This window comes from Paraflavitalea soli (assembly GCF_003555545.1).
Lineage (GTDB): Bacteria > Bacteroidota > Bacteroidia > Chitinophagales > Chitinophagaceae > Paraflavitalea > Paraflavitalea soli.
Genome location: NZ_CP032157.1, coordinates 7,973,413 through 7,985,534 on the forward strand (window position 1 = coordinate 7,973,413; position 12,122 = coordinate 7,985,534).

12 protein-coding genes are annotated in these 12,122 nt (G+C 49.8%); 8 read left to right on the plus strand and 4 right to left on the minus strand.

Annotation, left to right across the window (positions count from 1 at the left end; all coding sequences use genetic code 11):
- The first annotated feature begins 367 nt into the window (after positions 1-367).
- From D3H65_RS30705 to pyrF, 4 genes are all read left to right on the plus strand, one after another.
- Complete coding sequence (locus D3H65_RS30705; protein WP_119053971.1) at positions 368-1,300, plus strand: glycerophosphodiester phosphodiesterase; 933 nt, start codon at positions 368-370, stop codon at positions 1,298-1,300.
- 667 nt (positions 1,301-1,967) lie between these two features.
- A complete protein-coding gene (locus tag D3H65_RS30710; RefSeq protein WP_119053972.1) occupies positions 1,968-2,753 on the plus strand; it encodes an SDR family oxidoreductase in 786 nt (261 codons plus the stop codon).
- 509 nt (positions 2,754-3,262) lie between these two features.
- The gene (kynU, locus tag D3H65_RS30720) at positions 3,263-4,543 is read left to right on the plus strand and encodes a kynureninase (protein ID WP_119053974.1); all 1,281 of its coding nucleotides are present in this window, start codon (positions 3,263-3,265) and stop codon (positions 4,541-4,543) included.
- Between the two features lie 78 nt (positions 4,544-4,621).
- Positions 4,622-5,425, plus strand: a complete 804-nt coding sequence (gene pyrF, locus D3H65_RS30725; protein WP_119053975.1) for an orotidine-5'-phosphate decarboxylase — start codon at positions 4,622-4,624, stop codon at positions 5,423-5,425.
- A 69-nt stretch (positions 5,426-5,494) separates the two neighbouring features.
- Here the strand turns inward: pyrF and D3H65_RS30730 are convergent, their stop codons facing one another.
- From D3H65_RS30730 to D3H65_RS30745, 4 genes are all read right to left on the minus strand, one after another.
- Positions 5,495-5,842: an MmcQ/YjbR family DNA-binding protein gene (locus D3H65_RS30730; RefSeq protein ID WP_119053976.1), complete on the minus strand. Its 348-nt coding sequence runs from the start codon at positions 5,840-5,842 to the stop codon at positions 5,495-5,497.
- Between the two features lie 436 nt (positions 5,843-6,278).
- Complete coding sequence (locus D3H65_RS30735) at positions 6,279-7,265, minus strand: DUF4097 family beta strand repeat-containing protein (RefSeq protein WP_119053977.1); 987 nt, start codon at positions 7,263-7,265, stop codon at positions 6,279-6,281.
- The gene (locus D3H65_RS30740) at positions 7,243-7,857 is read right to left on the minus strand and encodes a hypothetical protein (protein WP_119053978.1); all 615 of its coding nucleotides are present in this window, start codon (positions 7,855-7,857) and stop codon (positions 7,243-7,245) included. Before D3H65_RS30740 ends, D3H65_RS30735 begins: the two co-directional genes overlap by 23 nt.
- A complete protein-coding gene (locus D3H65_RS30745; protein WP_119053979.1) occupies positions 7,854-8,420 on the minus strand; it encodes an RNA polymerase sigma factor in 567 nt (188 codons plus the stop codon). The genes D3H65_RS30740 and D3H65_RS30745 overlap by 4 nt, the downstream gene beginning before the upstream one ends.
- 350 nt (positions 8,421-8,770) lie before the next feature.
- Between D3H65_RS30745 and D3H65_RS30750 the strand changes: the two genes are divergently transcribed.
- The 4 genes from D3H65_RS30750 to D3H65_RS30765 all read left to right on the plus strand — a co-directional run bounded on the left by D3H65_RS30750 (position 8,771) and on the right by D3H65_RS30765 (position 11,776).
- Entirely contained in the window at positions 8,771-9,952 is a 1,182-nt protein-coding gene (locus D3H65_RS30750; protein WP_119053980.1) for an acyl-CoA dehydrogenase family protein, read from the plus strand.
- Between the two features lie 434 nt (positions 9,953-10,386).
- Positions 10,387-10,881 (plus strand): GNAT family N-acetyltransferase, encoded by a 495-nt coding sequence (locus D3H65_RS30755; protein ID WP_119053981.1) that lies wholly within the window; start codon positions 10,387-10,389, stop codon positions 10,879-10,881.
- Between the two features lie 6 nt (positions 10,882-10,887).
- Positions 10,888-11,397: a shikimate kinase gene (locus tag D3H65_RS30760; protein ID WP_119053982.1), complete on the plus strand. Its 510-nt coding sequence runs from the start codon at positions 10,888-10,890 to the stop codon at positions 11,395-11,397.
- Positions 11,390-11,776 carry a DUF423 domain-containing protein gene (locus D3H65_RS30765; protein WP_119053983.1) on the plus strand — a complete coding sequence of 129 codons (387 nt, stop codon included), beginning with the start codon at positions 11,390-11,392 and terminating at the stop codon, positions 11,774-11,776. The genes D3H65_RS30760 and D3H65_RS30765 overlap by 8 nt, the downstream gene beginning before the upstream one ends.
- The last annotated feature ends 346 nt before the right edge of the window (positions 11,777-12,122 follow it).

Consider the following 12,122-nt stretch of genomic DNA (forward strand, 5'->3'; position numbering starts at 1 on the left):
TGCGAAAGTAAAATAGAAGTGTGTTTTAATCAATAATCAAAGCTACACCTGGGGAGGCGTGGGCTGGCAGGCTCCCGCAATAAGCGGGAGAGCGATCGGGCCTGCCTTGATTTTTTGGTTCTTTTGCATCAAGGCAAAAGAACGAAGCGATCTGCATCAAGGCAAAGAAAGTGACAAACCTCTTGCCACAAAACTTGGATTATTTACCTTCGCGCCTGTTTCCATGCCAGCTTGATCTACGTCAAATCGCCAGTAAGCGAAAAGAAAGCTGCCCATGCCCCACCAGGAGGGCAGTCAGCCGGGAACATCACAATTATTTAAACCAAAACTAGCCCTGGGCATTGATCAGAAGCTGTAATCTTGATATATGAAAGGAACGAAAGAAGTAATCGAACTGGTTTTAATTGTAGCCCTCATCGTGAGCTGTCACGCCACCCGCAAAACCACCAACGAGGTGCAAACCACAGATAAGCCGAATACCTCAATCGATCTGCCTTCTTTCGACAAAGAAGCCCACCGCGGCGGCCGTGGCCTGATGCCCGAAAACACCATCCCCGCCATGCTGCACGCCATCGACCTGGGTGTCAACACCCTCGAAATGGATGCCGTGATCACCAAAGATGGCCAGGTCATCCTGTCCCATGAGCCATTTTTCAGCGCCGCCATCGCCACAAAGCCCGATGGTACCCGCGTCACCCCCCAGGAAGAGCGCAGCCTGAATATTTTCCAGATGACCTATGCCGAAACCCAGCGTTACGATGTGGGCCTGGCCGTCAACCCCGGTTTTAAGGATCAGCAAAAACTGGCTGCCACCAAGCCCTTGCTCAGTAAAGTGATCGACTCCGTCGAAGCCTATACCAAAAAGAAAAAGAGCACCCCTGTATTTTACAATATAGAGACCAAGACCAATCCCAGGACCGACAACCAATACCATCCCGCTCCCGAAGAGTTTGTAGAAAAACTGATGGCTGTCATTCTTCAAAAGCACATCGAAGACCGCGTTATCATCCAGTCTTTTGACTTCCGCACCTTGCAGATACTGCACACCAAATACCCCGCCATCAGGACCGCCGCCCTCGTGGCTGACAACAAGGGCCTCGAAGAGCACCTGAAGCAACTGCAATTCATCCCCACCATTTACAGCCCCCTGTATACCCTGGTCAAACCCGAACTGGTAACCCAATGCCACCAACAGAAGATCAAGGTTCTCCCCTGGACCGTCAACGACAAACCCACCATCGAAAAACTAAAAGCCCTCGGCGTCGACGGCATCATCTCCGATTACCCCAATTTATTCTAACAGCCTCCTCACCGAAGTAAAAGATTACCGACTGTCGACTGCTGACTGCCAATTGCCAATTGTCGGTTCGCGACTGCTGATTCGCGATTGCCTCATATTGCCATTTTTCCTTTTGTTGTATCTCAACCTTTATTGTCATCCTACCCTTTGGTTGTCATTCGACTCTTTGTTGGAATCCTGGCCTTTGTTGTCATCTCTCCCTTTCTTGTCATCCTACCCTTTGGTTGTCATTCCACTCTTTGTTGGAGTCCTGGCCTTTGTTGTCATCTCTTCAAGTGTTGTCATCCCTTCCTTTCTTGTCATCCCGACCGTAGGGAGGGATCTGCTATCGAAGCAAAACTAGTCCCACTCCGTCGAACCCATTTCCGCTTCACAGCTTAACTATTTCGTCAATATCTGAAGAAGTGATTTATGAACAATAAATAACCAGTGAGCAACAAGTACTCCGGGATACTGCATTGGAGAGATCCCCCAATCAGTCTGTTGCCAGCAGTGATCCGTTCCACAGCATAAAAAGCCTGTATTTAATAAGCAAAGCCGCACCGGGGGAGGAGTTGGCCCGCCAGGCCGCCCGGAGGGATCGGGCCTGGCTTGATTTTTTGGTTCTTTTGCATCAAGGCAAAAGAACGAAAAGAATACCTTTGCCCCATTTCCAAACCCATTCTATATGAATACCTCACTACAGGGAAAGACCGCCGTCATTGGCGGCAGCACACAGGGCATCGGCCTCGCCATCGCACAGGAACTGGCCGCCCTCGGCGCCACCTGCATCCTGCTGGCCCGCAATGAGCAGTCACTGCAGGCCGTCACCGCTGCCTTGCCCACACCATACCAGCAAACCCACAGCTATCAGGTAGCCGATTTCGCTCATCCCGGCCAGGTGAAGCAGGTCATCACTGCCATTGTAGCCGTTACCCCCGTACATATATTGATCAACAATACCGGTGGCCCGCCTCCTGGCCCCATCACCGAAGCCACCGGAGAGGCCTTCCTCGCTGCTTTCAACCAACACATTATTTGCAACCAGCTCTTGGTGCAGGCCGTGATCCCCGGTATGAAGCAGGCTGCTTATGGGCGCATCATCAATGTGATCTCTACCTCGGTGCGGATACCCGTTAAGAACCTCGGCGTGTCCAATACCATTCGCGGCGCTACCGCTTCCTGGGCCAAGACCATGTCCAACGAGCTTGCTGCTTTTGGCATCACCGTCAACAATATATTGCCCGGTTATACCAAAACCCAGCGCCTCGACAGCCTCATACAGAGCAATGCCGCGAAGCGCAACGTAGCCCCTGCCGTCATTGAAGAAGAGATGTTGAAAGAGATACCCGCGAAGCGTTTTGGCGATGCCGCAGAACTGGCCGCTGTTGCAGCCTTCCTGGCTTCCCCCGCTGCCGCCTACGTCAATGGTGTCAGCATCCCCGTCGACGGCGGCAAAACCGGAACCATATGATGAACTATATAAAGCTATCAAAGTCAGTTATTATTCAATAAGCGGTTCATCATTCATTCAAAGCAAAGGTGGTAACTGATGGACAATGATAAACGAGCAATGAATAGGCCGTTCATTTAACCACCTAAAGCTAAAGTGCTAAATGATAAGAATGCAACGAGACAGGCCTTTCATCAACCATTTAAAGCAAAGGCTATAAGTAATAAGTGATCAAAGCCGCACCCGGGGAGGAGCTGGCCAGTCTGGCCGCCCGGAGGGATCGGGCCAGACTTGACTTTTTGGTTCTTTTGCGTCAAGGCAAAAGAACAGAAGAAAAAAGTGCCGCAGGCACCCCTGCCCAAAGAAAAGAGGGATCGAAAGCACAGAAGATCGAAAGAATAGAGGATCAAAAGAACAAAAACCTATCAAAGCAAACGGTTTTACCTAACAGCTAAACGCTAACAGCTAAAAGCTAACAGCTATCAGAGCTAACCGCTAAAAGCTAGTAGCTCTAAAAAAAGCAACCACCATTGGAAAACAATCTCCCATACGCACAAAGTCTCGACGCCCAAGATCCCCTGGCCCCCTTCAGGAACGAATTCCTCATCCCTGAACACAAGGGCAGTCAGCAGATCTACTTCCTCGGCAACTCCCTCGGTCTCCAACCCCGGCGCACCCAGGCCCGCCTCCAGGAGGTATTAAATGCCTGGGCCCAATACGGCGTAGAAGGTTTTTTCATGGGCGGGCAACCCTGGCTCCAATACCACGATACCCTTACCGCACCACTCGCTACCATCGTAGGCGCCCTGCCCCATGAAGTGGTGGTGATGAACCAGCTCACCGTCAACCTCCATTTGCTAATGGTAAGTTTTTACCGGCCCCAGGGCCGCCGCCGCAAGATCATCTGCGAGGCCAAAGCTTTCCCCAGCGACCAGTACATGTTCGAGACCCACGTAAAGCACTTGGGTTTCCATCCCGAAGAAGTGATCATAGAAGTAGGTCCCAGGGTAGGGGAGCACACCATCAGAACAGAAGACATCCTGCAGGCTATAGATCAGCACAAAGACGAGCTCGCCCTCGTATTATGGGGCGGCATCAATTATTATACAGGTCAGTTGTTCGATATGTCTGCCATTGCCAAAGCAGCCCAGGCCGCCGGTGCAAAGGTCGGCTTCGACCTTGCCCATGCAGCCGGCAATGTGCCCCTGCAATTGCACCAGTGGAACGTCGACTTTGCCTGCTGGTGCAGTTACAAGTACTTAAACTCAGGTCCCGGCGCCATTGGCGGCGTGTACATCCATGAGCGTTACCACCACGATCCCGAGATACATCGTTTTGCCGGTTGGTGGGGATACCAAAAAGATACCCGCTTCCTCATGCAAAAAGGCTTTGTGCCCATCCCTTCTGCCGAAGGCTGGCAACTCAGCACACCTTCCCTCTTGTTGTATGCTGCCCACAAAGCAGCCCTGGAAATAGTGAGCGAAGCAGGGTGGGACCAGCTCCAGCAAAAAAGAAAAAAACTCAACGACTGGTTATGGTTCCTCCTCGAAGACCTCGAAAAAGCCACTGGCGGTGCAGCCATTGAGTTCATCACCCCGCGTGAAGAAACAGCCCGCGGCTGCCAGGTGTCCATGCTCATGTTGCGTGATGGCAAGCAGCTATTTGACCAGCTCACTGCCGCCGGCATCATGGTCGATTGGCGCGAACCCAATGTCATTCGCCTCGCCCCCGTACCTTTGTACAATACCTTCGAAGAGGTCTGGCGTTTTGTGGATACCTTAAAGAAATTAATAGAACAACAGGTAAAGTAAAAAGGCTTACGTACCGGCCAATTGCCGATTGCCGATTCACGACTGCCGATTTAAAATAATAAGTACAAATAAAAAATAATGACACGCAAAGAACTCATAGAACAGATCCGCCTCAAAAAATCCTACCTCTGCGTAGGCCTTGATACCGACATCACCAAAATACCCAGGCATTTATTATCTTCCCCCGAACCCGTATTCGAGTTCAACAAGCGCATCATCGATGCCACCAAAGATTATTGCGTCAGCTACAAGATCAACACCGCTTTTTACGAAGCCCTTGGCCTGGTAGGCTGGGAAGCCATGGAAAGGACCGTCGATTACATTCCGTCCACCCACTTCACCATCGCCGATGCCAAGCGCGGCGATATTGGCAATACCTCCTCCCAATATGCCAAAGCCTTTTTCGAGACCCTCAACTTCGACGCCATCACCGTAGCCCCTTACATGGGCGCCGACAGCGTCAGGCCCTTCCTCGAATACCAAGACAAATGGACCATCCTCCTCGGCCTCACTTCCAACAGTGGCGCAGCCGATTTCGAACTACAGCAGGCAGGAGAAGGACTCCTCTATGAAAAAGTATTGACCACTGCTGCACAATGGGGCACGCCCGACAACCTCATGTATGTGGTAGGCGCCACCCAAAGCGATTGGTTTACCAACATCCGTAAATTGACCCCCGATCATTTTTACCTCGTGCCCGGTGTGGGTGCCCAGGGCGGCAGCTTGAAAGAGATCTCCGAAAAAGCCATGAACAACGATGTGGGCATCCTCATCAATGCCAGCCGCGCCATCATCTATGCTTCAGATAAGGAAGATTTTGCAGAAAAAGCCAGCGAAGTAGCCAAAGAGTACCAGGCAGAAATGGCTACCTATTTGAAGTAATAGCCATTATTGATTATTACCAGCAGTCAGCAACTAATAATCAATAATTAGTAATCAATAATCAACCAATTACAACCCCAATAACTTTTTGGTTTTTGCGGGAAGTTTCGCCGCCGTGAGCGTATAAGCTTGCTGCGCAAAATACGTCCATTCCTTTTTGTTCAGCCGGTTGATATCATCCACATACACCCATTTGTAGCGCGCCAGATAAGGAGCTGGTTTAAACCCCGTCCGGCTGCTCACTTCATCAAACTCCTCATCCGATACTTTGAACGAGGCCGTCACCGGTACCATATCCGGCGACGTCACCAGGAACATTTTATCACCCACATTAAAACAAAGATGATTCTCCCATTTAATATCTTCTGTCATACCCTTGAATTGTTGACAGATCGATTGTATCCCTTCAATCGTCATAACAAATGTTTAGGCGACAAATCTACTCCTAATCCCGAAACCAACCACCTGCTACAACAACCCCCTACAACAATCAGTTACAGCTTCCGATAAATCCGCCCCTTTCCTGTTAGTCATCAACCCACACCTGAAGAATCCTAAATCCTAAATCCTAAATTCTATAATAAAAAAACGGGGCAACACCCGTTTCCGGGGCACCCCGCCTGTAGAGAGTCGTTCGACTCTGCTGACTGCAAGACTTGAACTTTGTTTTGCTGGCTATTACTTTCTGCGCTTGGCCGGCTTTCACCTGGCCTATAAAAAAATTAGATAATACGCTAGTCTTCCTTCATCCCACAGCTAGCACCAAACTCTTGTATTCTAAATGCTGGATGCTATATGCTCGATTCTGTATTCTGTATTCTGTATTCTATATTCTGTATTCCGTATTCTCTCCCTAAATATTCCTCGTCTTCTCCTTCCTTTTCTTATCATCCGCATTCACATCAAAGTCAATATTATGACCGATCGTTACATCACCAAAGCTGGCTTTTACCCGCACACGCGTATTGCCGCTGCCTGCTTTACCCGAATAATGGAAGTCAAACTTAGGGCCGCTCCGGTCATCATCATCCCCTTCCTTCTTGATGTCAAAGCTCGTTTTGTTCTTCACATCACAAAAGCTCGTGCTGATGTCGAAGTTGGCCGATAGGTTCGTATTGACGTCCAGGTACAATTGAGTAAAGCTGTTCTTAATATCAATGTTTTTAAGGTCGTTTTCCACACCCAGCTTCACGCTGCTGTGTTCAAAATTCGCTTTCACATCACCCGACAGGTTGTTGACCAGCCCACGGGAGAATTTGATCGTGAGGCTGCCGCCCACCATGCTGCCAATAGTGGCTTTGCCAAACTCTACATTCACATTGCCTTCACCGCTCAGGTTGCCCGCTGTCAGGCTGCCGAATTTACTTTCCAGCCATATTTTTCCTTTAAAGTCACCGATCGATAGAGGGCCAAATTCATTGCGGGCGTCTACAGTGCCCGAGGCCGGTACATACACCACATAATCAATATGGAAACTTTGCTTTTCACCCTTGCCCCGGTCATTGTTATTGTTGTTGCCGATCTTCGTCTTGAAGTACACCCCGCTGCCACTCTTGCCATCCTGGATATTGATAATGTCCAGCAGTTGCTGCGCCCGTTCATCCGAGCCCGCTTCCGTCGTGATCGTCACATCTACTTTCACTTCACCCTTGTCCCAGGTACTGATCTTCATCTCTCCAAACTGATTGCTCAGCGAGATCTTGTCCGAGTTGCTCACAGCATACGATTTGCTGTACGTCTTTTTCTTCTCCACCATGGGGTCCCCTGCAGCCATTACCTGTGTCCCAAATGCCAGCGCAGTGATCAATAAGGTTACTCTATACGCTTTTTGAATTTTCATCGCTTCCCGATTTAGATTTTTTGATTTGTTGAATGATCTGGAGCTGTTGATTCAGTAATTCCGTCTGCAGTCGTAAATTCTGTATCATCGCTTCCAGCAGTTGTTCCCGGTTGGCATTCGTGGGCAGCTCCTGCTTCAAAGCATTGTAAGAACTGTCCAGTTTTGTAATGTCACTTAGGAACTGTTTGTATAAGGCAGGATTATCCTTTTCTATTTGCTTCAGCTCGTTTTGCTTCAGTTCAATGAGCTGTGTGAAATGGTACACTTCTTTCGCATACGTTGGGTCGATGTCCTTGAGCAGTACATCACCCTCATCTTTCTTAGGTGTTTCTTGGGTCCTGGCCACCTTCGGATCATTAGTTGAGGTGGATGTTTGTGGATTGAACAAATGGAAAACCCCCAGTCCGGCCAATACCAGTATAGCCGCGGCAGCACTCCACCGCACGATCGTCGTCATCGTGAATACTTTCCCTTTTTTTTCAGGCGCGGGTACCAGTTCCTGCTCCAGTTTCTTCCAAACCTGTGGGCCTGGTTCTTCTGAATCAAATTCATCCCGGTGGTCACGCATAAATTGTTCTAAACCGTTGCTCATGACAATCCTCCTTGTTTTATTATCGTCAGTAATTTTTGTTTCGCTCTTACATATTGCGTACGCACCGTATTGTGCGTGATACCCAATATGCCTGCTATTTCTTCATGGTCATAGCCCTCCAGCAGGTAGAGGCTGATCACCGCCCGGTAGCCATCCGGCAGCTTTTGTATCGCTTTCTTCACATTCGCTACCTGGTACGCCAGTTCCGCTTCGTCCACTTGTTCTTCCTGTGCCAGCGCCATTACCCCGTTATCACTATCCTCATCGATCTCTACAAGATACCCCCGCCTTTTACGCAGCGTATTGATCGACTTGTTGATCACGATCTTCTTCAACCAGGCCCCGAAGGTCGAGCGGTAGTGAAAATCATTCAACGATCGGAAGGCGTCCAGGAAGGCTTCCTGTAATACGTCTTCTGCGTCTGCCGAATTGTTCACGATCCGTAGACTCGTGTTGTACATCGCTTTGGAATATCGTTGGTATAACAATTGATAGCTCAGGCTGTCACCCTGTTTACATCGTTCTACCAATTCATCCCGGATAGTGTTTGCAGTCAGCTCCAAAATGAATGTTTTAATTGTTGTTCAGTATAAGAGACATAGACATCGAAAGGATGTTGCATTTCAGCTAAAAATAATTGAACATACCTGAATTAGCGTTTCGCGTGTCGGGTGTAGCGTGTCGGGTTGCTCCGCGTTTTGGACTTACTTTCAATTACTTATTTACCAACACCCACTTGCTTTTGCAGGAAATCGCAGGTAATAATGCTGTTACACCCAAAGAACCCGAAACCCGAAACCCCAAACACAAAACCCGAAAACATATCCATAACTGCCTAACAGCTAACACCTAAAAGCTAACACCTATTAGCTATTTTTCCTACTTTAGCACCATATTGTCAAAACCAGTTACCATGGCCGCCAAAACCGATCAGTTCGTTAGCCCCGATTACTTTGCCCTCGATGAATTGTTGACCGAAGAGCAGAAACTCATCCGCGAATCCGTCCGCAATTACGTCAAAAAGGAGATTTCCCCCATTATTGAGGACTATGCCCAAAAGGCCGAGTTTCCTCAGCAGATCGTAAAGCAATTGGGCGATCTGGGCTGCTTTGGCCCCACCATCCCCGCCGAATACGGCGGTGGCGGCCTCGATTACATCAGCTACGGCCTCATGATGCAGGAACTCGAGCGCGGCGATAGCGGCGTTCGTTCCACCGCCTCCGTACAGGGCTCCCTTGTCATGTTCCCCATTTATGAATATGGCAGCGAAGAACAGCGCCACAAATACCTGCCCAAACTCGCCAGCGGCGAATGGCTGGGCTGTTTCGGCCTCACCGAGCCCGACCACGGTTCCAACCCTGCCGGCATGCTCACCAATATCAGGGACGCCGGCGATCATGTCATCCTCAACGGCGCCAAAATGTGGATCTCCAACGCTCCCTTTTCCCAGGTGGCTGTTGTTTGGGCCAAAGATGAACAAGGCGACATCCGCGGTGTTATTGTTGAGCGGGGTATGAAGGGGTTTTCCACCCCTACCACCCATGGCAAATGGAGCCTGCGCGCTTCAGCCACCGGTGAGCTCGTATTCGACAATGTAGCCGTACCCAAAGAGAATATATTGAACGTAAAAGGACTGAAAGGTCCCTTAAGCTGTTTGACAAGGGCCCGTTATGGCATAGCCTGGGGATCCGTAGGTGCCGCCATGGATTGTTACGATACCGCCCTGCGCTATTCACTCGAGCGTGTGCAGTTTGATCGCCCTATTGGTGCGTTCCAGCTCCAGCAGAAAAAACTGGCCGAGATGATCACCGAGATCACCAAAGCCCAATTGCTCAACTGGCGCCTGGGCGTATTGATGAATGAGCACAAAGCCAGCCCCCAGCAGGTGTCCATGGCCAAGCGCAATGGGTGCGAGATCGCAGCCAATATTGCCCGCGATGCCAGGCAGATGCTCGGCGGCATGGGCATCACCGGCGAATATTCCATCATGCGCCACATGATGAACATCGAAAGCGTCATCACCTACGAAGGCACCCACGATATCCACCTCCTCATCACAGGAATGGACGTCACCGGCCTGAACGCATTCAAGTAACAGTAATAGGGTAGAGGCGTAACACCCTTCGTTGTCATTCCGAACGCAGCGCAGCGTAGTGAGGAATCTGCTTGCGATGCAAACGCTCGAAGCAATCGTCTCGAAGCAAACAGATCACCCTTCGTTGTCATTCCGAACACAGCGAAGTAAACAGTTCTTACTTTGTTGTCATTCCGAACGCAGCGCAGCGTAGTGAGGAATCTGCTTGCGAAGCAAACGCTCGAAGCAATCGTCTCGAAGCAAACAGATCACCCTTCGTTGTCATTCCGAACACAGCGAAGTAAACAGTTCTTACTTTGTTGTCATTCCGAACGCAGCGCAGCGTAGTGAGGAATCTGCTTGCAAAGCAAACGCTCGAAGCAAAAGATTCCCGACTGCCGACTGCCGATTCACGATTCACGATTGCCGACTGCCAACCAAACCAGCAACATCCAATGAGTTCAACCGAGATCATAGAATACGACCTACAATACCAGCAGGAAACCATCGACCTCATCGTAGGTATCCAGGCTGGCGAATTTGGCGTTCCCATCACCGCCGAAGACCAGCCCGACCTCCGCAACGTGCACGCCTTCTACCAACAGCGCAATGGCAATTTCTGGCTCGCCATCGACAACAATAAAGTAGTAGGCACCATTGCCCTCATCGATATTGACAATAACCAGGTAGCTTTGCGCAAAATGTTCGTCCACCCCGATTACCGCGGTAAGGACAAGGCAGTCGCCTGGCAATTGATGCAGGAGGTATTTGCCTGGTGCAGATTAAAAGGAGTGAAAGAGATCTTTCTGGGTACCATCAGCCAGTTCCAGGCCGCACACCGCTTCTACGAGAAGAATGGTTTCCGGGAGATTAAGAAGGAGCAATTGCCCCCCGCATTCCCGGCCATGCCCCTCGACATTATTTTTTATACATATTCTTTCGATAAATAACAGCAGATGAGGATTATCCTGATAGGTTTCATGGGCTCTGGAAAGACACACTGGGGAAAACAGGTGGCCCACCGCCTTCAATTGCCCTTCTTCGACCTCGATGAAGAAGTGGTGAAAGCCGAAGGCCAGTCCGTCACCGATATCTTTGCCACCTTTGGCGAAGAACATTTCCGCCTCAAAGAAAAAGAGACCCTCGAAAGACTGGTAGAAGAACATGAATCACTCGTCCTCTCCTGTGGTGGTGGCACTCCCTGCTTTTTCAACAACATCGATTACATGAAAAAAGTAGGTATCGTCGTTTGGCTCAATACCCATGTCGATGTGCTCCTCCAGCGCCTGCTCAAAGAGAAGGCCAAGCGTCCCCTCATCAAGGATATCGACGACGATGGCTTGCGCGCCTACATCATCCGCAAGCTCAACGAGCGCCGGATGTACTATGAGCAGGCCGATGTCGTCCTCGACAAGGAAGATGCCATTTCCATGAATGATTTTATTCAAACCGTTTTACATGCATAAAGGATTTTTGCTCACGTCCACTTTGCTGGGCGCCCTGTCTGTGGCCCTCGGTGCTTTTGGCGCCCATGGCCTCAAAAAACTCGTACCCGTAGAGACCATCGGCACTTTTGAGACCGGTGTCCGTTACCAGTTTTACCACGTTTTCGCCTTGCTGGCAGTAGCCATCTTAATAGAGAAGTTTCCCGGCGATTGGATGCGCTGGGCCGGTATCCTGTTCATTATTGGCATCATTCTCTTTTCAGGCTCTTTATACATCCTCACTGCCCTCAAAGCCACCAATACCGTTGGCCTCAGCGGCATCGGCGCCATCACCCCCTTCGGCGGCCTCTTCCTGATCGCCGGTTGGATCGCCATGTTCGTCGCCATCATTAAGAAGTAAGCGATAAACGATCAATAGACAGTGCGAAATAAATAAAGTGAGCTATTAGTAACCACTGGACAATAAAGCTCAGTGGGCAATAAGTAGTCAGTGTGTATTAAATAACCGCGGGCAACAAATAGTCAGTGGGTAAAAGGTAATAAATAGTCGGTGGGCAATGAAAAATCAGTGAGTAATAAATTCTCAACGACCCCGCATAGGAGTAACCTACAATACCAGCCGTCGCCGGCATGCATCCACTTCAAAGCATAAAAGCCCATATTTAGTAACCAAAGCAAAACCTGGGGTGGCGTGGGCGGCAAACCGGCCGGAGGCATTCGGGTTTGCCTTGATTTTTTGGTTCTTT